At 73.2% G+C, this 21,574-nt stretch carries 20 protein-coding genes and 1 riboswitch; of the genes, 6 read left to right on the forward strand and 14 right to left on the reverse strand.

Annotation, left to right across the window (positions count from 1 at the left end):
* Entirely contained in the window at positions 1 to 1,467 is a 1,467-nt protein-coding gene (locus RLT58_RS05175; protein ID WP_311309197.1) for an amidase, read from the reverse strand.
* Positions 1,468 to 1,652: 185 nt separating this feature from the next.
* Here RLT58_RS05175 and RLT58_RS05180 point away from each other — a divergent pair, with 185 nt between their 5' ends.
* Both RLT58_RS05180 and RLT58_RS05185 read left to right on the forward strand, forming a co-directional pair.
* Positions 1,653 to 2,327, forward strand: coding sequence for a hypothetical protein (locus RLT58_RS05180; protein ID WP_311309198.1), 675 nt, complete (start codon positions 1,653 to 1,655; stop codon positions 2,325 to 2,327).
* Positions 2,324 to 2,620 (forward strand): hypothetical protein, encoded by a 297-nt coding sequence (locus RLT58_RS05185; RefSeq protein ID WP_311309199.1) that lies wholly within the window; start codon positions 2,324 to 2,326, stop codon positions 2,618 to 2,620. Before RLT58_RS05180 ends, RLT58_RS05185 begins: the two co-directional genes overlap by 4 nt.
* Here RLT58_RS05185 and RLT58_RS05190 read toward each other — a convergent pair.
* Positions 2,604 to 2,957, reverse strand: coding sequence for a hypothetical protein (locus RLT58_RS05190; RefSeq protein WP_311309200.1), 354 nt, complete (start codon positions 2,955 to 2,957; stop codon positions 2,604 to 2,606). The genes RLT58_RS05185 and RLT58_RS05190 overlap by 17 nt on opposite strands.
* Before the next feature lie 218 nt (positions 2,958 to 3,175).
* On the opposite strand from RLT58_RS05190, the gene RLT58_RS05195 reads away from it, so the two are divergent.
* Positions 3,176 to 3,949 carry a hypothetical protein gene (locus RLT58_RS05195; protein WP_311309201.1) on the forward strand — a complete coding sequence of 258 codons (774 nt, stop codon included), beginning with the start codon at positions 3,176 to 3,178 and terminating at the stop codon, positions 3,947 to 3,949.
* Here the strand turns inward: RLT58_RS05195 and RLT58_RS05200 are convergent.
* The 3 genes from RLT58_RS05200 to RLT58_RS05210 form a co-directional block, all read right to left on the reverse strand.
* Positions 3,912 to 5,462 carry an NCS1 family nucleobase:cation symporter-1 gene (locus RLT58_RS05200; RefSeq protein WP_311309202.1) on the reverse strand — a complete coding sequence of 517 codons (1,551 nt, stop codon included), beginning with the start codon at positions 5,460 to 5,462 and terminating at the stop codon, positions 3,912 to 3,914. The two genes, RLT58_RS05195 and RLT58_RS05200, sit on opposite strands and share 38 nt — an antisense overlap.
* Positions 5,463 to 5,522: 60 nt before the next feature.
* Positions 5,523 to 6,524 carry a TIGR03842 family LLM class F420-dependent oxidoreductase gene (locus RLT58_RS05205; RefSeq protein WP_311309203.1) on the reverse strand — a complete coding sequence of 334 codons (1,002 nt, stop codon included), beginning with the start codon at positions 6,522 to 6,524 and terminating at the stop codon, positions 5,523 to 5,525.
* 258 nt (positions 6,525 to 6,782) lie between these two features.
* A complete protein-coding gene (locus RLT58_RS05210; RefSeq protein WP_311309204.1) occupies positions 6,783 to 7,931 on the reverse strand; it encodes an FAD-dependent oxidoreductase in 1,149 nt (382 codons plus the stop codon).
* Between the two features lie 115 nt (positions 7,932 to 8,046).
* On the opposite strand from RLT58_RS05210, the gene RLT58_RS05215 reads away from it, so the two are divergent.
* Positions 8,047 to 8,748 (forward strand): TetR/AcrR family transcriptional regulator, encoded by a 702-nt coding sequence (locus RLT58_RS05215; RefSeq protein ID WP_311309205.1) that lies wholly within the window; start codon positions 8,047 to 8,049, stop codon positions 8,746 to 8,748.
* 30 nt (positions 8,749 to 8,778) lie between these two features.
* Here the strand turns inward: RLT58_RS05215 and RLT58_RS05220 are convergent, their stop codons facing one another.
* Genes RLT58_RS05220 through RLT58_RS05230 form a run of 3 tightly spaced genes read right to left on the reverse strand, consistent with a single transcriptional unit; the run spans position 8,779 to position 12,392 of the window.
* The gene (locus RLT58_RS05220; RefSeq protein ID WP_311309206.1) at positions 8,779 to 9,924 is read right to left on the reverse strand and encodes a bifunctional 2-methylcitrate synthase/citrate synthase; all 1,146 of its coding nucleotides are present in this window, start codon (positions 9,922 to 9,924) and stop codon (positions 8,779 to 8,781) included.
* A gap of 42 nt (positions 9,925 to 9,966) precedes the next feature.
* Positions 9,967 to 10,872: a methylisocitrate lyase gene (prpB, locus tag RLT58_RS05225; protein ID WP_311309207.1), complete on the reverse strand. Its 906-nt coding sequence runs from the start codon at positions 10,870 to 10,872 to the stop codon at positions 9,967 to 9,969.
* Positions 10,872 to 12,392 carry an MmgE/PrpD family protein gene (locus RLT58_RS05230; RefSeq protein WP_311309208.1) on the reverse strand — a complete coding sequence of 507 codons (1,521 nt, stop codon included), beginning with the start codon at positions 12,390 to 12,392 and terminating at the stop codon, positions 10,872 to 10,874. Before RLT58_RS05230 ends, prpB begins: the two co-directional genes overlap by 1 nt.
* 199 nt (positions 12,393 to 12,591) lie before the next feature.
* Between RLT58_RS05230 and RLT58_RS05235 the strand changes: the two genes are divergently transcribed.
* The gene (locus RLT58_RS05235; RefSeq protein ID WP_311309209.1) at positions 12,592 to 14,037 is read left to right on the forward strand and encodes a short-chain fatty acyl-CoA regulator family protein; all 1,446 of its coding nucleotides are present in this window, start codon (positions 12,592 to 12,594) and stop codon (positions 14,035 to 14,037) included.
* A gap of 8 nt (positions 14,038 to 14,045) precedes the next feature.
* Here the strand turns inward: RLT58_RS05235 and RLT58_RS05240 are convergent, their stop codons facing one another.
* Genes RLT58_RS05240 through RLT58_RS05260 form a run of 5 tightly spaced genes read right to left on the reverse strand, consistent with a single transcriptional unit; the run spans position 14,046 to position 19,477 of the window.
* Positions 14,046 to 14,828, reverse strand: a complete 783-nt coding sequence (locus RLT58_RS05240) for an enoyl-CoA hydratase (RefSeq protein ID WP_311309210.1) — start codon at positions 14,826 to 14,828, stop codon at positions 14,046 to 14,048.
* Entirely contained in the window at positions 14,825 to 15,766 is a 942-nt protein-coding gene (gene mmsB, locus RLT58_RS05245) for a 3-hydroxyisobutyrate dehydrogenase (protein ID WP_311309211.1), read from the reverse strand. Before mmsB ends, RLT58_RS05240 begins: the two co-directional genes overlap by 4 nt.
* Positions 15,760 to 16,827, reverse strand: a complete 1,068-nt coding sequence (locus RLT58_RS05250; RefSeq protein ID WP_311309212.1) for an enoyl-CoA hydratase/isomerase family protein — start codon at positions 16,825 to 16,827, stop codon at positions 15,760 to 15,762. The genes mmsB and RLT58_RS05250 overlap by 7 nt, the downstream gene beginning before the upstream one ends.
* Positions 16,824 to 17,972 (reverse strand): acyl-CoA dehydrogenase family protein, encoded by a 1,149-nt coding sequence (locus tag RLT58_RS05255; RefSeq protein WP_311309213.1) that lies wholly within the window; start codon positions 17,970 to 17,972, stop codon positions 16,824 to 16,826. The genes RLT58_RS05250 and RLT58_RS05255 overlap by 4 nt, the downstream gene beginning before the upstream one ends.
* A 5-nt stretch (positions 17,973 to 17,977) precedes the next feature.
* A complete protein-coding gene (locus RLT58_RS05260) occupies positions 17,978 to 19,477 on the reverse strand; it encodes a CoA-acylating methylmalonate-semialdehyde dehydrogenase (protein ID WP_311309214.1) in 1,500 nt (499 codons plus the stop codon).
* Positions 19,478 to 19,706: 229 nt separating this feature from the next.
* Positions 19,707 to 19,886, reverse strand: a riboswitch (cobalamin riboswitch).
* A gap of 180 nt (positions 19,887 to 20,066) precedes the next feature.
* Between RLT58_RS05260 and cobF the strand changes: the two genes are divergently transcribed.
* Positions 20,067 to 20,858: a precorrin-6A synthase (deacetylating) gene (gene cobF / locus RLT58_RS05265; protein WP_311309215.1), complete on the forward strand. Its 792-nt coding sequence runs from the start codon at positions 20,067 to 20,069 to the stop codon at positions 20,856 to 20,858.
* 88 nt (positions 20,859 to 20,946) lie between these two features.
* On the opposite strand, the gene RLT58_RS05270 is transcribed toward cobF, so the two are convergent.
* A complete protein-coding gene (locus tag RLT58_RS05270) occupies positions 20,947 to 21,549 on the reverse strand; it encodes a class F sortase (protein ID WP_311309216.1) in 603 nt (200 codons plus the stop codon).
* Positions 21,550 to 21,574 lie beyond the last annotated feature (25 nt).

Here is a 21,574-nt window from a genome sequence, read left to right on the forward strand (position 1 = left end):
CTACGCGAAGCCGGGCGGCCGGTGCTCGTACCACCGGCGGTCGGCCTCCAGCTGGGCGGCGAGGGAGATCAGCCGCTCCTCACTGCGGGACGGGCCGAGCAGTTGGGCGCCGACCGGCAGGCCCTCGGGGGTGAAGCCCGCCGGGACATTGATGCCCGGCCAGCCCAGCACGTTCCACGGCCAGGCGTACGGGCACGCCTCGGTGATCGCCACATCGGTGCGCCAGGCGCTCAGCCCGTCGAACCTGCCGATGCGCGGTGGCGGCAGGGCGGTCGTCGGGGTGAGCAGCACGTCGAACCCGGGTCCGCCCCGGCCGCGCGGCGGCTGGAACAGCGCGCCGATCCGCCGGTGCTGGTGCACCTCCCGCTCCCTGGCCGCCCGCACCACCCGGCCGCCGAGCCGGGTGCCGGTGCGCAGGGCGCTGCGGGTGCGCACGTCCAGGAGCGCGGGATCGGGGTGCAGCGCCGCGAGTTCGGCGATGCCGGCGGTGGCGCGGGGGACGAAGCCGAGGCCGATCAGCCCGTAGCGCGGCCGGGCCTCCTCCACGTGGTGGCCGAGCCGGGCCAGCGCCTCGGCCAGATCGGCGACCGCGCGGCGTACGTCCGGGTGGGGGGCCGCGCGGGTCAGTGTGAAGGGGGGCCGCCAGGCGAGGGCGATGCGCAGCCGTCCCGGGTCGCGGCGGGCGGCGGCCGAGGCGTCGACGGGCGGCGGGCGGTGCGGGTCGTCGGGGTGCGGTCCGGCGACCGCGTCCAGCAGCAGCGCGGCGTCCGCGACGGTCCTGGCCAGCGGGCCGTTGACGGTGAGGCCCTGGAAGGCGTCGCTGTGGGGGTGCACGGAGATCCGGCCGCGCTGCGGTTTGATGCCGACGAGATGGGTCCAGGCGGCGGGGATGCGGACGGACCCGGCCCCGTCCGAGCCGAGCGCGGCGGGCACCAGCCCGGCGGCGACGGCGGCCGCCGAACCGCCGGAGGAGCCGCCCGGGGTGTGGTCGGTGTGCCAGGGGTTGCGGGTGGCGCCGAAGGCGGCCCCCTCGGTGAACGGCCACTGCCCCAGCTCGCAGGAGTTGGTCTTGCCGACGATCACGGCCCCGGCCGCGCGCAGCCTGCGTACGGCCTCGCTGTCGGCGGCAGCGGCGGGCAGCTCCCCCGCGCAGCCGAAGTGGGTGGGCATCCCGGCGATGTCGGTGTCGTCCTTGACCGCGACGGGCACACCGAGCAGCGGCAGCCGCTCCCCCGCGGCGAGCCGGCGGTCGGCCTCGGCCGCCTCGGTGAGCGCGGCCTCGGCGCGTACGTGGCGGAAGGCGTTGAGGGTGCCCCGGCTCGCCTCGATCCGGGCGAGCGCCCCGGTGACCAGCCCGGTGGCGGTCGTGCGGCCGTCCGCGAGGGCCCGCGCACTGTCGGCCAGTCCGGCGGGGGCCGAGACGTCCGGCCCCTCGACGTCCGTTCCGGTGGATTTCGCTGAGGACATGGGGCTGTCCGCCTTCCTCGTACCGTCAGGTGCGCGCACCTGTCCGCCGAACGAACTTACTGGAGGGTAACGAGTCGTGGCGGTCCGCTCAACCGTTCGGCACGGAGTGTCAGTGCCTCTTGTTACGTTCGGGGAGGCGGACCGGAGGGGTCGGCAATGGGGCGGCAAAGGTACGGGTGGGGCGCGTGCGCGCGGAGTTCAAGGGTGAGTTCGAGACGCATCTGACGGTGCGGCTGGACGCGGGCGCCGGGGGCGCCGCCGACGACACGGCGGAATTCGCCCGCCTGGAGCAGTGGGCGCGGGCGCTCGGCCTCAAGCTCACCCGCATTCTGCTGGACCGGGGCGCCACCCCCGACCAGCCCATGCTGACCGAGGGCGGCCGGGGGTCGCTCACCGCCCTGCGGGCCGCGGCCCGGCTCCGCTCGGAGGCGCTGGCCTCGGCGGGGTTCCCCGTCGTGCGGGTGAAGATCGAGGCGGCCCCCTGGAACGAGGACGTGCCCCGGACGGCCGCCGAGGCGGCGGCGCTCTCCCCCGTCTGCCACTTCGAGCACCACATCAAGCTGCTGCTCCGGGACGGACCGGACCTCGCCCTCGCGCGGGCGGTCGCCGGGCGCCACAGCGCGCATCTGTCGCGCAACGCCCGCCGCACCGTGACCGGGGGGCGTCACGAGCGCTTCGTCACCCAGCGCTGCCGGGGCGTCGGCCGGCCAGGGGCCCGGACCGAACTGGACGCGCTGCTGGCCTCGTTGAACTCCGCCGGGCTCGACGTGCTGGAGTGCGAGGAGGAGTTCGTGGTGTACGACGACTGCCCGGCGGTGGACGCGGGCTGGATGGAGGAGCGGTCCGGGGCGGCCGTATGAGCACTTTCGCGCGGCCGGCGCCCGGGGATCCCGTGTTCGGCGCCCCGTCCGCGGCCCGGCCCCGGCGGGCGGCCCACCGCGCGGTCCAGGACCATCTGCCGGAGGTGATCGCCGCCTCCCCGTGGGGCGACGGGCCGGCCCTGCGGGGCAGCCTCCCGCTGCGGGCGTGGCTGGGCACGGCGGCGCGGGAGCCGGGCGACGATGACGCGGACCGGATGCGCGGGCGGCCGGCGGCGGCGCTCGCCCGCCTCTCCGGCCGCCCGCGCACCCCGGGCCCTACGGCTGGACGCTGATCTCGCCGATCCCGGCGCCCAGACCGGCGCAGTGCGCGGTCGACTGGCCGGACTGGCCCGGGGCGAGGGTGACGTGCTCGCCGTCCACGTCCGGGGACCAGCCGCAGACCAGGTGCACCCAGAAGGTCTGCGTGGTGCTGCCGTTGTTCCGGCACAGGGCGTAGCCGGTGTAGTCGTCGATGGCGTGCTTGCCCGTCTCGCAGGACAGGCCCGGCGGTGTCGCCGCCGCCGGGGCGGCGACGGCCAGGCCGGTGGACACCGCGAGGGCCGCGGTCAGCCCCGCGACGGCGGCAGGGCGCAGGGCGGCCCGGGACAGACTCCCCAGGGACTTCTTCATGTGTGCCTCTCGGTCGTGGTCGGCCGCACCCGGCGGTGGCCGAAGGCGGCCGGGGGGTGGTCTCCCCCGGCCCCTTTAACCGAAACAGCCCCGAAACGTCACGCTGTGTACGCGCCCGGGGGACGTTCCCCGCCGGGCGCGGGCCCGGCGCCCGGCGTACGCTCAAGTGATCGGACCGCAGACCGAACTGTCCCGCCACGACCTTTCGAGGAGGCGACGTGACCGGTCCCCACCTCGGCACCCGCCCGGCCGCCTGGACCGCGGCGATCGTGCTCTGCGTCACCGGTGGCGGCCTGGCCGCCGGCGGTGTGGCACACGCGGAGGACATCGACACACTCACCGCCCAGCAGATCGCCGACCGTTCCCGCGACGCGCTGCTCGGCGCGCACGCGGTGCACCTGAGTTCGCGCGGGGACCTCGGCCGGGGCTCGCCTTCGATGGCCCTCGAACTCACCTTGGACCGCGACGGCAACTGCAACGGCTCGGTGGATCTCGGCCGGGGCCAGGGATCGGTCGTGATCGTCAAACGCGGCGACGACGTCTGGCTGAAGCCGGACGCCGACTTCTGGAAGAACCAGGTGCCCAACGGCGGTTCGGCCTTCGCCGCGATCCTGGGCGACCGCTATCTGAAGGGCAGGGCCGACGACCCCCGGCTGAACGGGCTGGTGAAGACCTGCGACCTCAACACCTTCCAGAAGCTGGTCAGCGACAACGCCAACAACGACACCGGCACGCTCAACAAGGGCCCGAAGACCACACTCGACGGCGCGTCCGTCGTACCGCTGACCAGGATGCGGGCCGGCACGACGCTGACCGTGGACGTGGCGGCCACGGGCAAGCCCTACCCGCTGCGACTCACCCTGCGGGGCAACGGGGCGGACGCGGTCGTGGGCCTCTCCGGCTTCGACACGCCGGTGCCCAGGACCACGCCGCCCTCCGACGACACCTTCGACGTCAGTGCGCTGCTGAGCCGCTCGGCCGGCTCGGTGTGACGCCCCCGCGCCCGGTCAGGAGCACGTACAGCACCAGCGAGGAGGCCAGGCCGACCGCCCAGCCGTAGTCGGCGAGCGGCTTCAGGAACGGGACGAGCCCGTCCGCCGGGAACGGCCCCTTGCCCGGCTCCGAGTGCGAACCGCCGATCGCCAGGACCCCGCCGACGGCAAAGGCGGCGACGGCCCGCCAGTTCCAGCCGTTCGTGTACCAGTAGCGGCCGCCGGGCCGGTACAGGTCCGCGAGGTCGAGCACGGTGCGCCGGACGATCCAGTAGTCGGCGATCAGGATGCCGGCGACCGTACCGAGCAGCCCGCCGACGAGACCGAGCCAGGTGAAGATGTACAGCTCGGGCGTCTCGGTGAGCTTCCACGGCATGATCACCACGCCCACCACCCCCGTGACCAGGGCGCCCGTACGGAAGTTGATGATTCTCGGTGCGAGGTTCGCCAGGTCGTAGGCGGGTGAGACCACGTTGGCCGCGATGTTCACGGAGACCGTCGCGACCAGGACCGTCACCAGCGCGTACAGCAGCCCGAAGACGTTGTCGGTACGGGCGACGAGCTGGACCGGGTCCCAGATCGCCTCCCCGTACACGGCCTGCGAGCCGGAGGTGACCAGGACCGAGAGCAGGGCGAAGAGCGTCATTGTCGTCGGCAGCCCGAGCGACTGGCCCCGGATCTGGGCGTGTTGGCCGGCGCCGAAGCGGGTGAAGTCGGGGATGTTCAGGGAGAGCGTGGCCCAGAAGGCGATCATGCCCATCAGGGACGGGAAGAAGACCGGCCAGAACTCCTTGCCCCAGCCGAGCTTCGACGGCTGGTCGAGCAGCGGCCCGAACCCTCCCGCCTTGACGGCCACCCAGACCAGCAGCACCAGGGCGCCGACGATGACGAAGGGCGCCGCCCAGTTCTCGAACCGGCGCAGGGTGTCCATCCCCCGGTAGATGATGGCGAGTTCGAGCGCCCAGAAGAGGACGAAGCAAAGCCAGAGCGTCCACGGCTGGCCGCCGATCTCGGACGCCTCGGCCCAGCCGCCGAAGATCTTCCCGAGCAGGGTGAAGATGCCGACGCCCCCGATCCAGGTCTGGATGCCGAACCACGCGCAGGCCACCGCCGCCCGGATCAGCGCGGGCAGATTGGCGCCGCGCAGCCCGAACGAGGCGCGGGCCAGCACCGGGAAGGGGATGCCGTACTTGGGCCCGGCGTGCCCGGTCAGCAGCATCGGCCCGAGCACGATCAGATTGGCGAGCGCGATGGTGAGGACGGCCTGCTTCCAGTCCATCCCGAGCGCGACGAGCCCGGAGGCGAGCAGCCACGACGGGATGTTGTGGGCCATGCCGACCCAGAGCGCGGCGAAGTTGTACGTGGACCAGGTGCGCCGTTCCAGGGGGACGGGCAGCAGGTCCTCGTTGACGAAGCGGGCGTCGTCGGGGGCGGCGCCGGGGGCGAGTTCGACCCGGTCGGGGGCCTCGGCTATCCGGTCCCGGGGTGGTGGCGGCGGAACGGTCGATGTCATGGCGGCTGAACCCTTCGCTCGGAGACGGTGCCGTGCGGGGCGGGGCGCGGGGGGGGTGGGTCAGTCCGTGAGTGCGGGGATGATCTCGGCACCGTAGGCGTCGATGGTCGCCTCGCGGGCGTCGTGCATGTTGTACACGGCGAACTGGTCGACGCCGAGGTCGCGCAGGGCCCGGAGCTTCTCGATGTGCGCCTCGGGCGGGCCCAGCAGGCAGAACCGGTCGACGATCTCGTCCGGCACGAAGGTGGTGTCGGGGTTTCCGGCACGGCCGTGGTGGCTGTAGTCGTACCCCGAGCGTCCGGCGATGTACGCGGTGAGGGCGTCAGGGACGAGGCCGGAGTGCTCGCCGTAGCGGGCGACCAGGTCGGCGACGTGGTTGCCGACCATGCCGCCGAACCAGCGGCACTGCTCACGGGCGTGGTCGAGGTCGTCGCCCACGTAGGCGGGTGCGGCCACGCAGATGGTCACGGAGTCCGGGTCGCGTCCGGCCTCGGCCGCCGCGTCCCGTACCGCCTTGATCATCCACTCGGTGAGGAAGGGATCGGCGAGCTGGAGGATGAAGCCGTCGGCCTTCTGTCCGGCGAGCGCCAGGGCCTTGGGGCCGTACGCGGCCATCCAGACCGGCAGCCTGCCCTCCTTGATCCAGGGGATCTGGACAGGCTGTCCGTCCACGACCGCCTCGCGGCCCTCGGCGAGGTCGCGGATGGTGTCGATGGCCTCGCCGAGCCGGGCCAGGGTGTTGGGGCGGCGGCCGGCGACCCGCATCGCCGAGTCGCCCCGGCCGATGCCGCAGACCGTCCGGTTGCCGTACATGTCGTTCAGGGTGGCGAAGGTGGAGGCCGTCACCTCCCAGGTGCGGGTCCCCGGGTTGGTCACCATCGGCCCGACGACGAGCCGTTCGGTGTGTTCGAGGATGCGGCTGTAGATGACGAAGGGCTCCTGCCAGAGCACCGCCGAGTCGAAGGTCCAGCCGTAGCGGAAGCCGTTGCGTTCGGCGCGGCGCATCAGGCCGACGACGGCGGAGGCGGGCGGGTCCGTCTGGAGAACGAGTCCGAAGTCCATGCCAGGTGCTCCTAGTCCAGGTGCTGACAGGTGGCGCGCGGGGTGTCGTGCCGTGGCCGGCGCGGCCGGTGGACGCACGGCGGCCGATGACGCGCCCTCCCGTGCGGCGGCGTCCGCGTACCGGGCTGCTCCGGCAGATCCTTCCACACGAGCAGGTGCCTGACCCGGTACGACGCCGCGCCGCACGCGCGTCGCGGAGGGATGATTCTGGACCGCTTTCCGGACTTTGGGAAGAGGGGGTCTACGCGCGACAACTGATCACCCGTCGGCTCCGGCGGGACCAACCCCGAAGAGCTCGACGAACCCGGCCGGGGCGCGCTCGCCGAGGCAGAGGTCCAGGATCTCGTGTGCGTCGGCGTAGAAGGGTTCGGTCCGTGCGAACAGGGCCTCCTCGTAGGCGGCGAGTGCCGCCTCGACGTCGCCGGGGTGGGCGGCGACGGCCCTGCCGAGCTCGGCGCCGTCGAGCATCGCGAGGTTCGCGCCGTCGCCGGACGGCGGCATCAGATGGGCGGCGTCGCCCAGGAGCGTCACCCCGGGCACCCGCTCCCACCGGTGTCCGTCCGGCAGGCTGTGGATCATGCGCGCGACCGGAGCGGTCTCGCCGTCGGCGATCAGCGCGGTGAGCTCCGGGGCCCACCCCTCGAACTCGGCCGCGATCCGGGCGGTCGCGGCGGCGGTGTCGGTGAAGTCGATGCCGGCGAACCACTCGGCGGGGCGGTTCAGCTCGACGTAGGTGTGCAGGATGTTCCCCGCCTCGCGGTGCGCGACGATCCCCTTGCCCGGGGCCAGCGCGTACATCGCGCCGGCCCCGACCGCCGCCGCCGCGGCCGGGTGCCGCTCGTCGGCGTCGTACAGGTAGGTGTCGATGAACGTCGTGCCGATGTACGCGGGCACGGCGTCCGAGACCAGGGGGCGGACCTTCGACCAGGCGCCGTCGGCCCCGACGAGCAGCCCGCTGGTCACGGTCGCGCCGTCGGCGAACGTCAGCTCGTGCCGCCCGTCGCCGAGGGACCGCACCCCGGTGATCTTGTGGCCCCAGCGCACCGTCCCCTCGGGCAGCGAGTCGAGCAGGATGCGGCGCAGATCGCCCCGGAGCACCTCGGGGCGCCGTGCGGTGCCGTCGTCGGGGGCGTCGAAGAGCAGCGAGCCGTCCCGGGCGAGCACGCGGGACGCCTCGGCGCCCTCGTGGATGATCGCGCGGAACTCCTCGGTGAGGCCGGCGGCGGCGAGCGCGCGCTGCCCGTCCTCCTCGTGTATGTCGAGCTGGCCGCCCTGGGTGCGGGACCGGTCCGAGGCGTCGGCCTCGTAGACCGCGGCCGCGATGCCGTGGACGTGAAGGACGCGGGCGAGCGTCAGGCCGCCGAGACCGGCGCCGACGACGGCGATCGGGTGGTGGGTGGTGGTCATGGTCTTCCTCGTTTCTCGCGGGAGGAGCACCGGGCCGACACCTTCGGACATCAATATGGACCGGCGTTCCATAACCAATATGGAACGCCGGTCCAGGGTGTGTCAAAATGAGGTCATGCCACGGACACGAGGAAGAGCGCCCACCGGAGGGCGCGCCGGCGCCCTGTCGCGCGAGATCATCGTCGGCGCGGCCGTGGAGCTGCTGGACGAGCGCGGCGAGCGGGGACTCACCTTCCGGCTGCTGGCCACCCGGCTGAAGACGGGCCCCGGGGCGCTGTACTGGCATGTGGCGAACAAGGACGAGCTGGTCGCGCTGGCCGCCGACCATGTGCTCGGCGGCGCCTTCGCCACCGTTCCCTCCACCACCGATGAGGGCCCGGTCGCCGGGCTGCGCGCGCTGGCCGTCGCCGTCTTCGACGCCCTGGACCGCCACCCGTGGGCGGCGGTCCACGTCAACGCGCCGGCCACGCTGCCCCACGCCCTGCACCTGCTCGACCGCATCGGCACGCTGGTGGCGGGGACCGGACTGCCGGCCGGGCAGCAGTTCGCGGTCGCCACCGCGATCTCGTACTACATCACCGGTGTCAGCGCCCAGATCGTCGCGCCGCACGCCTCCGTCCGCGCGGACACCGGCCGCGAGGACTACCTCGCCCGGACCGCCGAGCGCTGGGCGGAGCTCGACCCCGAGGACTATCCCTTCCTGACGCGCACCACCGCCGACCTGCGCGACCACGACGACCGCGACCAGTTCACCACCGGCCTCGGCCTGCTCCTGGCGGGGCTGAGGACGGGCGCGGACCCGCGACCGCCCGCGTGAGCCCGGGCGCACCACGGCCGGGGCGCGGGCTCATCCGGGGTGCGGCACGGCCCGCTGTCCGGGGCCCGTGTAGGCGCCCAGGGGGCGGATCAGGGCGTTGTGGGCGAGCTGTTCGGTGATGTGGGCGCTCCAGCCGGTGATCCGGCTCATCACGAAGATCGGGGTGAAGGCGGGGATGTCGAAGCCCATGAGGTGGTACGCGAGCCCGGCCGGGTAGTCCAGGTTGGGGTGGATGCCCTTGCGGCTGATCATCGCGTGGCGAAGGGCGGCGTGCAGGGTGGCCAGCCGGGTGACCTCGGGGTCGCCGGCGCGGGCGACGAGCCGGTCCGCGGCCTCCTGCATGATCGGCACGCGGGAGTCGCCGTGCCGGTAGACACGGTGGCCGAAGCCCATGATCCGGCGCTTCGATGCCAGCGCCTCGTCGAGCCATTCCCCGGCCCCGCGCGGGTCGCCGATCTCGTGGAGCATGTGCATCACGGCCTCGTTGGCGCCGCCGTGCAGCGGGCCCTTGAGCGCCCCGATCGCGGCGGTGACGGCGCTGTAGAGGTCGGAGAGCGTGGAGGTGACGACGCGGGCGGTGAACGTCGAGGCGTTGAAGCTGTGTTCGGCGTACAGGATGAGCGAGACCTCGAAGCAGCGGACCACCTCGGGCTCGGGCACGCGGCCGAAGCACATGTGGAAGAAGTTCTCGGCGTAGCCGAGGGACGGGTCGGGCTGGACCGGCGGGAGGCCCCGGCGCCTGCGGTGGTCGGCTGCGACGACCGTCGGCAGCTTCGCCAGCAGGGCCAGGGACTTGGCCTGGTTGGCTTCCGGGCTGCCGTCGTCCTCGGTGGGGTCCTCGGCCCCGAAGAAGCTGACGGCCGTGCGCAGGACGTCCATGGGGTGGCAGGTCTCGGGCAGCCGCGCCAGGAGTTCCCCGGTGGTGCGGTCCAGGGGCCGCAGGGCGCGCTCGCGGGCGCGGAACCCGGTGAGCTGCGCGGGGTCGGGGAGTTCCCCGTACCAGAGCAGATACGCGACCTCCTCGAAAGAGCGGTGTGCGGCGAGGTCCTGGACCGGATAGCCGCGGTACGTCAGGGAGTTGGTCTCCTGGATGACGGTGGAGATCTCCGTGGTGTCGACGACGACGCCGGCGAGGCCGCGGTGGACGTCCGGGGTGGCGGGCGGGGCGGTGGTCATGGGTCCTCCAGCGAGGGGCGGGGCGGGACGGGCCGGGGCGGTTCAGGTGCCGGGCGGGAGGGTGAAGTCGAAGACGGCCGAGTCGAAGGCCGTGTACTCCTCGTAGCCGAGCACCTCGTAGAGCCGGGAGCGCGTCTGCATGCGGGGCAGCAGGGATTCCTGGGTCCCCTCGGCGGCGAGCGTGCGCAGTCCGTCCTCGACGGCTCCGTTGGCGAGGCGGAAGAGGGTGACCGGGTAGAGCGCGATGTTGTAGCCGAGGTCCGCGAGGGCCCCGGCCGTGAGCAGAGGGCTCTTGCCGAACTCCGTCATGTTGGCGAGCAGCGGTACGTCGACGGCCGCGCGGAACGCCGCGAACTCGGACGCGTCGGCCAGGGCCTCGGGGAAGACCGCGTCGGCGCCCGCGTCCACGTACGCCTTGGCCCGGTCGATCGCCGCGTCCAGGCCCTCGACGGAGCGGGCGTCGGTCCTGGCCATCAGCAGGAAGCCGTCGTCGCGCCGGGCGCCGACGGCGGCGCGGACCCGCTGCACCATCTCCTCGCGGGTGACGAGCATCTTGCCGTCGAGGTGCCCGCAGCGCTTGGTGCCGGTCTGGTCCTCCAGGTGCATCCCGGCCAGGCCGGCGTCCTCGAAGAGCTGGACGGTGCGGGCGGCGTTGACGGGCGCACCGAATCCGGTGTCCGCGTCGACGAGGACGGGCAGGTCGGTGACGCGGGTGACCTGCTGGGCGCGGGCGGCGATCTCGGTGGAGGTGGTGAGCCCGATGTCGGGGAGGCACAGCTCGGCGGCGAGGACGGCGCCGGAGAGGTAGGCGGCCTCGAAGCCGTGCTCCTCGATGAGCTTCGCGGTGTACGGGCTGACGGCCCCCGGCATCATCAGCAGCCGCCCGGAAGCGAGCTGTTCGCGCAGGGACCGGCGGCGTTCGGCAGGGGTGGTGCGGGTGTGCGGCATCAGAACAGTCCCTTCGGCAGCTGTGCGTCGCAGGCGGCGGACGCGCCCGTGTCGACGGCGGGGAAGAGGGCCGCGAGACCGGCGGTGTCCAGGCCGGCCAGGTCTCCCGCCGCTTCCAGGAACGCGTCCTGGGCGGCCGGCGCGACCAGGCCCTCGGTGAGGGTGCGGAACTTGGCGGTGTAGCCGTCGCGGCCGAAGGGGCGGGCACCCGCCGGGTGGGCGTCGGCGACGGCGAGTTCGTCCTCGACGACCGTCCCGTCGTCGAGCGTGACCACGGCCCGCCCGCCGAAGGCGCGGCGCAGCGGGTCGGGGTCGTGGTAGCGGCGGGTCCACTCCGGGTCCTCGACGGTGGTGATCTTCCGCCAGAGCTCCACGGTCTCCGGACGGCGGGCGCGGTCGGGCGCGTAGGAGCGCTCGTGGTGCCAGGCGCCGTCCTCCAGGGCGACGGCGAGGATGTACGGCACCGAGTGGTCGAGGGTCTCCCGGCTGGCCTCCGGGTCGTACTTCTGCGGGTCGTTCGCCCCGGACCCGATGACGTGGTGGGTGTGGTGGCTGGTGTGCAGCACGAGGGAGCGGACCCGGTCGAGCGGGCCGGTCTTCTCGCGCAGCCGCCGCGCGAGGTCGATGACCGCCTGCGCCTGGTACTCCGCCGAGTGCTCCTTGGTGTAGGTGTCGAGGATCGCCCGCCGCGCCTCGCCCGGCCCGGGCAGCGGGACCGTGTACGAGGCCTGCGGGCCGTCGAGCATCCAGGCGAGGAACCCGTCCTCCCCCTCGTACACCGGCGCCGGCGCCCCCTCGCCGCGCATCGCCCGGTCCACGGCCTCGATCGCGGCCTTGCCGGCGAAGGCCGGGGCGAACGCCTTCCAGCTGGAGATCTCGCCCTTGCGGGACTGCCGGGTCGCGGTCGTCGTGTGCACCGCCTGTCCGACCGCCCGGTACACGGTCTCCGTCGGCAGCCGCAGCATCGCGCCGAGCCCGCAGGCGGTGGCGGCGCTCAGGTGCGCCACATGGTCGATGCGGTGCGCGTGCAGGCAGATGCCCTTCACGAGGGCGACATGGATCTCGTACGCGGCGATGACGCCGCGCAGCAGATCGGCCCCGGCGCGTCCGGTGTGCTGGGCGACGGCGAGCAGCGGCGGGATGTTGTCGCCGGGGTGCGCGTAGTCGGCGGCGAGATAGGTGTCGTGGAAGTCCAGCTCCCGGACCGCCGTGCCGTTGGCCCAGGCCGCCCACTCGGGCGACACGCGCAGCGCCGGGTCCGCACCGAAGACCGAGGCGCCGGGCCGGGCCGGGTGGGCGAGGGCCTGGGCACGGGCCACGGCGACCGGCCGGCGCAGCAGCGACGCGACCGCGACCGAGGCGTTGTCGATCACCCGGTTGGCCGCCATGGCGGCGGCCTCCGGATCCGGTTCCCCCGCTTCCCCGGTGCCGGTGGCGACGGCCGCCAGCTTCCAGGCCAGCTGCTCCTCGCGGGGCAGCCGGTCTGCGCTGGGGTGGACGCGTACCTGGTGGTCGATCACGGGACTCCTCACGGTCGGCGGGGGTGTCTTCCCCACCGATCATTCCCGCACCGAGAGCCCGGGGCGACGGCTCCAATCTGCGAAATCCATCCCGCCGGAGGCTGTGAAAATGCGAATTATGCGAAAGATGCGGATGATAACTTCGCAATCACAGGCCCGGCGGGCAGTCGAAGCGGACGGACGAAGGAGGTGCGGCACCATGGCACGTCCTCCCGCACGGAAGGTCTACGCGCACGCCAAGCTGCGCAGGCTCCGCTCCGAACGCGGGATGAACCAGGTCGAGCTGGCCCGCGCGCTGGGCATCTCGACGAGCTATCTGAACCAGATCGAGCACAGCCGGCGCCCGCTGACGGCTCCGGTGCTGATCCGTATCGCCGAAGTCCTGGGCGTGGAACCCGAGTTCTTCTCGGAGGCCGCCGAGGAACGGCTCGCCACCGATCTGCGGGCCGCCCTCGGGGACGAGGCGACCGGGGTGTCCGCCTCGGTAGAGGAAGCCGTCGAGGTGGCGCGCGACCACCCCGAGGTGGCCCGCGCGCTGGTCGCCCTGCACCACCGCTACCGGGACGCCTCCGAGCAGGTGGCGGCGCTGGCCTCCGCCTCGGCCGACGGCCCCGCCACCGCACTGCTCCCGGCCGAACCGCACGACGAGGTGCGCGACTTCTTCTACGCCCATCACAACCACTTCGAACCGCTGGACAGCGAGGCGGAGCGCGCGTCGCGCGCCTGGGGGACCGAATCGGCCGGGCCGGCGGCGGAGGTCCTGCGGCGCCGGCTCGCCGACCGTCACCGGGTCACGGTCGTCCAGGCGGCACCCGAGCGCTCGGTGGACGCCCGCCGCTTCGATCCGGTGAACCGGCTGGTGTTCCTGTCGCCCTGGCTGAAGGAGGGCCAGCGGGCGTTCCAGCTCGCCACCCAGATCGCGCTGCTGGAACACGGGCCGCTGCTCGACACGCTGGTCGACGCGGGCGGGCTGACCTCGCCCCAGGCCGAGGGACTGGCCCGGATCGGTCTGGCGAACTACTTCGCCGGGGCGCTGCTGATGCCGTACACGGCGTTCCGGTCGGCGGCCGAGGAACTGCGCTACGACATCGAGCTGCTCCAGGCACGCTTCGGCGTCGGGTTCGAGACGGTGTGCCACCGGCTGAGCACGCTCCAGCGGTCCGGGCGGCGCGGGGTGCCCTTCTCGTTCCTGCGGGTGGACCGGGCGGGCAATGTCTCCAAGCGGCAGTCGGCGACCGACTTCCACTTCTCCCGGCTCGGCGGCACCTGCCCGCTGTGGACGGTGTACGCGGCGTTCTCCTCCCCCGGCCGTGTCCTCACCCAGGTCGCCGAAATGCCGGACGGCAAGCGGTACTTCTGGGTGGCGCGCACCGTGGTACGGGGCGGTGCGGGGCATCACGCGCCTCGGGCCGAGTTCGCCGTCGCCCTGGGGTGCGAGCTGCGCCATGCGCACCGCCTGGTGTACGCGGAGGGCGTCGCGCTGGACGATCCCCGGGCCGCGACACCGATCGGTCTGGGCTGCCGGATCTGCGAGCGCCGGGACTGCGCCCAGCGGGCCCGGCCCCCGGCGGGCGGGCTGCTGGCCGTCGACCCCGACCGGCGCACCTATGTCCCGTACCCCGTGGAGACGGGGAACGGGACATAGGTCCGGGGTCAGGAGTGCGTGAAGCCCGGCGGCCGCTTGTCGGCGAACGCGGCCATGCCCTCCTTCTGGTCGGCGGTCGCGAACACCGCGTGGAACAGGCGGCGTTCGAAGCGGACGCCTTCCGCGAGCGTCGTCTCGAAGGCCCGGGAGACCGCTTCCTTGGCCATCATCGCGACGGGCAGCGACATCCCCGCGACGGTCTCGGCGACGGCCAGCGCCTCACCGAGGAGGTCCCCCGCGGGCACCACCCGCGAGACGAGTCCGGCCCGTTCCGCCTCGGTGGCGTCCATCGTGCGGCCGGTCAGGCACATCTCCATGGCCTTGGCCTTGCCCACCGCGCGGGTCAGGCGCTGCGAGCCGCCGATGCCGGGGATCACGCCCAGCTTGATCTCGGGCTGCCCGAACACGGCGGTGTCGGCGGCCAGCAGGATGTCGCAGAGCATCGCCAGCTCGCAGCCGCCGCCGAGCGCGTACCCGGAGACGGCGGCGACCGTCGGTGTGCGCAGGGCTCCGAGCCGGTCCCAGGCGGTGAACCAGTCGCCGAGGTACATGTCCATGTAGCTCTGCGACCGCATCTCCTTGATGTCGGCCCCGGCCGCGAAGGCCTTCGGTGATCCGGTGAGGACGACGCAGCCGATGCCGGGGTCGCGGTCCAGCTCCGCCGTCGCGGCGACGACCTCGTTCATCAGCCGCAGGTCGAGCGCGTTCAGGGCCTTGGGGCGGTCGAGCGTGAGAAGGGCGGTACGGCCCCTGCGTTCGACGCGGATGGTCTCGTAGGAGTCGGTGCTCATGCGGTGCCTCCTTCAGGTGCGGTGAGTGGCCGCAGTGACCGCGACCGGTCCCGGATCGCTCGGACGATCCCGGAGAAGTCCTCCTCGACGCCGGGACCTTCGGCGTAGGCGGCGTACAACTCTGCCGCTCTCAGGCCGAGTTCCGCGTCGACCCCGGCCGCCCTGGCGGCGCCGGCGGCCAGTCCGAGGTCCTTGGCCATCAGCGGGGCCGCGAAGCCCGGACGGTAGTCGCGGTTGGCGGGGCTGCCCGGGACCGGGCCCGGCACGGGGCAGTTGACGCTCAGCGACCAGCACTGGCCGGAGGCGGTGGAGGCCACGTCGAACAGCGCCTGGTGGGACAGGCCCAGGCTCTCCCCGAGGACGAACGCCTCGCTCACCGCGATCATCGAGATCCCGAGGATCATGTTGTTGCAGATCTTCGCGGCCTGCCCGGCACCCGGGCCGCCGCAGTGCACGGCCTTCCTGCCCATCACCGCGAGCAGCGGCTCGGCCTGCGCGAACTCGGCCTCTCCCCCGCCCGCCATGAAGGTGAGGGTGCCCGCCTCGGCGCCGACGACCCCGCCGGAGACGGGGGCGTCCAGGGACCGCATCCCGGCGGCGGCCGCCGCTTCGTGGGCGGCGCGCGCGTCGGCCACATCGATGGTCGAACAGTCGATGAACAGGGTGCCCGGCCGGGCGGCGGCCGGCAGTCCCTCCTCCCGGTAGAGGGCCAGCACATGCCGCCCGGCCGGCAGCATGGTGATCACCACGTCCGCCGCGGCCGCGGCCTGCGCCGACGATCCGGCGGGCTCCACCCCGCCGGCGGCCGCCGCGTCGAGGAGCCCGGGCACCAGGTCGTGACCGAGCACCCGGTGGCCCGCCTCGACGAGGTTGGCGGCCATCGGGCCGCCCATGTGACCGAGGCCGATGAATCCGATCGTGCGGCTGCTGTTCACCACGGCATCTCCTGTGGGGTTGTGGCCAGGTGGAGTCCGCCTTCGGCGGGCGGGGCGAAGTAGCGCGCCACGTCCGTGCCGGTGACCTCGGCCAGGGTGGCCGGTGCCCAGTGCGGGCTGCGGTCCTTGTCGATGACCTGGGCGCGGATGCCCTCGGCCAGGTCGTGGGAGGCGAGCGCGGCCGTGGAGACGCGGTACTCCTGTTCCAGGACGCGCTCCAGCGGGCCGAGCCGGCGGGCCCGGCGCAGTGCGGTGAGTGTGACCTTGAGGGCGGTGGGCGACCTGGCCGCGAGTGTGCCGGCCGCCGCTGCGGCCGCGCGCGATCCATGGGCGCGCAGCCGGGCGACGGTCTCCTCGACCGTGTCGGCCCCGTAGCAGGCGTCGATCCAGTCCCGGTGGTCCGCGAGTTCGCCGGGTGGCGGCTGCTGTACGTACGGGCCGAGGGCGTCGCGTACCGGCTTCGTGGTGAGGTCGGTCAGCAGCCGGGGCAGGTCGGCGGAGGGGACGAAGTGGTCGGCCAGTCCGCACAGCAGGGCGTCGGCCGCGCCGACGGGCGCCCCGGTCAGCCCGAGGTGGGTGCCGAGTTCGCCGGGGGCGAGGGCGAGCAGATAGGTGCCGCCGACGTCGGGGACGAAGCCGATGCCGGTCTCCGGCATCGCGACGCGCGAGCGCTCGGTGACGATGCGGACGCTGCCGTGCGCGGAGACACCGACGCCACCACCCATCACGATGCCGTCCATGACGGCCACATACGGCTTCGGGTAGCGGGCGATCCGGGCGTTGAGCCGGTACTCGTCCCGCCAGAAGCCGGCCGACGCGGTGCCGCCGGCGCGGGCGTCCTCGTAGATGGAGCGGATGTCGCCGCCCGCGCACAGTCCGCGCTCACCGGCCCCCGTGAGGATCACGGTCTCCACGGCCGGGTCGTGCTCCCAGGCGGTCAGCGCCTCGTCGATGCGGCGCACCATGCCGTGGGTGAGGGCGTTGAGCGCCCGGGGCCGGTTGAGGGTGAGGCGGGCGGCGCGGCCCTCGGTGCGGAGCAGTACGTGTTCCTCGTCGGCGGTCACCGGAACGCCTCCGTCAGGCCGCGGGCCACGATGACGCGCATGATCTCGTTGGTTCCTTCCAGGATCTGATGGACCCGCAGGTCACGGACGATCTTCTCGATGCCGTACTCGTTGACGTATCCGTAGCCCCCGTGGAGCTGCAGGGCCCGGTCGGCGACGGAGTAGCCGGTGTCGGTGGCGAAGCGCTTGGCCATCGCGCACAGCTGCGGGCCCTGGGGGTCCGCCCGGTCCAGGGCGGTGGCGGCCTGGTGGACCAGGGCGCGGGCGGCGGTGAGTTCGGTCGCCATGTCGGCGAGGCGGAACTGCAGCGCCTGCGCGTCCAGGAGCCGCGCGCCGAACGCCTCGCGGCCCGCGAGATGCGCGAGGCTCTTACTGAGGGCGCTGCGGGCGCCGCCCAGGGAGCAGGCGGCGATGCCGAGCCGGCCGCCGTTCAGCCCGCTCATCGCGATCCGGAAGCCGTCGCCCGTCCGGCCGAGCAGCCGGTCCTCGGGCAACCGGACCCCGTCCAGGACCACTTGGCGGGTGGGCTGGGCGTTCCACCCCATCTTCGCCTCGTTCGGGCCGAACGAGAGCCCGGGGTCGTCCCGGTCCACGAGGAACGCGGAGATCCCGTCGGGGCCCGCTCCCCCGGTGCGCGCCATGACCAGGTAGAGCTGGGAGGCGCCCGCCCCGGAGATGAACTGCTTCACGCCGGTCAGGACATAGGTGTCGCCGTCGCGGACGGCGCGGGTGCTGATCGCGGCCGCGTCCGAGCCGGCGCCCGGTTCGGTGAGGCAGTAGCTGGCGAGGTCGTCCATGGCGCACAGCCGGGGCAGCCACCGTGCGCGCTGGTCCGCGCCGCCGTAGGTGTCGAGCATCCAGGCGACCATGTTGTGGATGGAGAGATAGCCGGCGATGGAGGGGCAGCCGGAGGCCAGGGCCTCGAAGACGAGGACACCGTCGGCGCGGGAGAGTCCGCTGCCGCCGGACTCCTCCCGTACGTAGACGCCGCCGAGTCCGAGCCCGGCGGCCTTGCGCAGCACGTCGAGCGGGAAGTGTTTGTCGCGGTCCCACCGGACGGCATGGGGTGCCAGGTGGTCCTGGGCGAAGTCGAGGGTGGTCTCCACCAGGGCCTGCTGGTCCTCGGTGAGGGAGGTGAGAGTCATGGCGCTCATCCCATGGTGGGCAGGGTGAAGCTCGCGCCTTCCCTGGCGCCCGAGGGCCAGCGCGAGGTGACGGTCTTGGTGCGGGTGTAGAAGCGGATGGCGTCCGGGCCGTGCTGGTTCAGGTCGCCGAATCCGGACTGCTTCCAGCCGCCGAAGGTGTGATAGGCGACGGGGACCGGGATCGGGACGTTGACGCCGACCATGCCGGTGTCCACCCGGCGGGTGAAGTCGCGGGCGGTGTCGCCGTCCCGGGTGAAGATCGCGACCCCGTTTCCGTACGGGTGCTCGCTGGGCAGCCGCAGCGCCTCCTCGTAGCCGGCGGCCCGGACGACGCACAGGACGGGGCCGAAGATCTCCTCGCGGTAGATCCGCATCCGCGAGGTGACGCGGTCGAAGAGGGTCGCCCCGGCGAAGAAGCCGTCCTCGTGCCCAGGGAGGGTGAAGTCCCGCCCGTCCACGACGAGTTCGGCGCCCTCGGTGACGCCGATGTCCACATACCGCCGGACCCGCTCGACGGCGTCCCGGCTCACCAGGGGCCCGAAGTCGGCGTCCGGGTCGTCGGAGCGGCCGATCCGGAGGGTGGCGATGCGCTCCTTGAGCGCGGCGACGAGCCGGTCGGCGGTCTCCTCCCCGACGGGGACGGCGACGGAGATCGCCATGCAGCGCTCGCCGGCGGAGCCGTATCCGGCGCCGATCAGGGCGTCGGCGGCCTGGTCGAGGTCGGCGTCCGGCATCACGATCATGTGGTTCTTGGCGCCGCCGAAGCACTGGGCGCGCTTGCCGTGGGCGGCGGCGGTGGCATAGAGGTGCGCGGCGACGGGGGTGGAGCCGACGAAACCGAGCGCGCCCACCCTCGGGTCCTCCAGGAGTGTGTCGACCGCTTCCTTGCCGCCGTTGACGACGTTCAGCACGCCGGGCGGCAGACCGGCTTCCAGGAAGAGTTCGGCCAGCCGCAGCGGGACGGACGGGTCGCGCTCCGACGGCTTGAGGATGAAGGCGTTTCCGCAGGCGAGAGCGGGTGCCGCCTTCCAGAGCGGGATCATCGCGGGGAAGTTGAAGGGGGTGATCCCGGCGACCACACCGATCGGGGAGCGCAGCGAGTGCACGTCGATGCCGGTGCCGGCGTTGTCCGTGAACTCCCCCTTGAGCAGATGGGGAATCCCGGCGGCGAACTCGACGACTTCCAGGCCGCGTTGGATGTCCCCGTGCGCGTCGGCGACGGTCTTGCCGTGCTCCGACGACAGCAGGCGCGCCAGGGATTCGCGTTCCGCGTCGACGAGTTGGAGGAAGCGCAGCAGGACGCGGGCGCGCCGCTGGGGGTTCCACTGCCCCCACTCCCGCTGGGCGGTGACGGCGTCGGCGACGGCCGTCCCGGCGTCGGCGCGGCCCGCGAGCGGCACACGCGCCTGTACGGAACCGGTGTTGGGGTCGTGGATGTCGCCGAAGAGACCGGACGTACCGGCGGTGTGCTTCCCGCCGATGAAATGGGTGAGTTCACGGACCATGGGTGCCTGCTCTCGTCAGGTGGGATCCGGGGACGGCACGGCGAGCCGCCGGCCCGCGCGCAGAGAGGCGGGCGCGGTGCCGGGGAATGCCGTGGGACAGCGGACAGTGGGGCCGGAGGGCCTCGGAGGTCTACGGGCGCGCAGGGATGTGCGCGCGCCCCGCCGGATCACCAGGGTCGTGTGTGTGCGTACGGACCGGTGCCATGCGTGTCGTCTCCATCCTCGTGGAAAACACGGAACCGTCCGCGGCCGGTATCCTGACTCCCGGATCTCCGCGCGCCGCCCGCCTTCCCGGCAGTACCTCGCCAGTGGCGTGTGGATGGCAGCACACTCCCCGGTCACAGTGGCGGGACCGTGCCGGATTCACACCGGCTTCCCTGCACCGCGGACCTTGTCCCCCGAAGATATAGTTGGACGTCCTACTAAGTCCACCCCGCCACTCGCGACGCGTGGCAGCCGGGGCCCCGCCCCGCGCGGCCCACCCGGCGCCGGACCGGAAAGGCCGTGTACGCATGCGCATCCGCCCCGAAGCGGACCCGCTCGCCCCGGATCCGCACCGCGCCCTGCGGACGGCCACCGGGAGCAGCGCATGAGTACCGCCGCCCGGCATCTCCTCGTCATCGGGATCGGCGCCGGCGACCCCGACCACCTCACGCTCGGCGCCGTGCGCGCCATGCGCAGGGCCGATGTCTTCTTCGTACTCGGCAAGGGCCGGGAGAAATCCGCCCTCACCCGGTTGCGGCGGGACGTGCTCGATGAGCATCTCCCGGGGCCGTACCGCGTCGTCGAGGCCGAGGACCCCTGGCGCGACCGCCGCCAGGCATCGGACGCGGGATACACCGACGCCGTGCGCGACTGGCGCCGGCGCCGCGCCGACCTCTGCGCCCGGCTGATCCGCGAGGAGTTGGCGCCCGGACAGTGCGGGGCGTTCCTGGTGTGGGGCGACCCGTCGCTGTACGACAGTACGCTCGGCATCCTGGAGGACATCGGGGCCCGCGGGGAGGTGGACTTCACCTGCGAGGTGGTCCCCGGCATCAGCAGCGTCTCCGCCCTCGCCGCCCGCCACCGCATCACCCTCAACCGGGTCGGCCGCCCCGTCCACATCACCCCGGGGCGACGCCTCGCCGAGGGCCTTCCGCCCGACGACTCCGACATCGTCGTCATGCTCGACGCCCACGAGTCCTTCGGGCAGTTGGCGGGCAGCGGCGTCTGGATCCACTGGGGCGCCTACCTCGGCACGCCGGACGAAATCCTGATCGCCGGCCCCCTCGACGAGGTCGCCGACCGCATCCGGCACACACGCGCCGAGGCCCGCGCCGAACACGGCTGGATCATGGACACCTACCTGCTGCGGCGGCGCCCCGAAGGCCCGGACGCCTGACAGGCCCCACGCCCTTCTCCCCGTCCCGGTGGACACGCGGGCGGCCGGTGCCCGCTCGGGGCACCGGCCGCTCCATACCGTTGACGGCTCAGACCGTCTGCTTCTTCAGGGACGTCAGATGGGCGAAGACGACGACATTGGCCGAGTAGCCGTTCTTCTTGTTGAAGCGCCCGCCGCACGTCATGAGCCTGAGTTCCGGACGGCGGGTGGTCCCGTACACCTTGTCGTCCGGGAACTTGTCCTTCGTGTAGGTCTTGACCTCGTCGACGACGAAGACGGCGGTGACCCGGTCGGCCCGGGCGACCTTCACCGTGTCACCTCGGTGCAGCGCGTTGAGGTTGAGGAAGATCGCCGGTCCCGTCTCGGTGTCGCGGTGGCCGACGATGAGGGAGGTCCCCGCCTCACCGGGCGAGGGGCCGTCCTGGTACCAGCCCACCAGCTTCGGCCTGCTCAGCGGTGGGGCGCCGAGATGGCCCTTCTTGTCGAGCCCCAGACCGGTGACCGGGGCCTCGATGAAGATGGCGGGCACGGTGATCTTCACCGGGCGGGAGCGGGACAGGGGTGCGTGCGGAGCCACCTGCCGGGCCGGCTGGTCGCCGCCGCCCGCGGCGTCACCGCCGCGGGCGGCGGGCGAGTCCGAGCTCGCCCACACGATGCCGCTCACCAGCGCGGAGAGCACGCCCAGCGTCATCGTGAGGCGACATGCGCGGCTCGGC

The organism is Streptomyces sp. ITFR-16 (assembly GCF_031844705.1).
GTDB lineage: Bacteria > Actinomycetota > Actinomycetes > Streptomycetales > Streptomycetaceae > Streptomyces.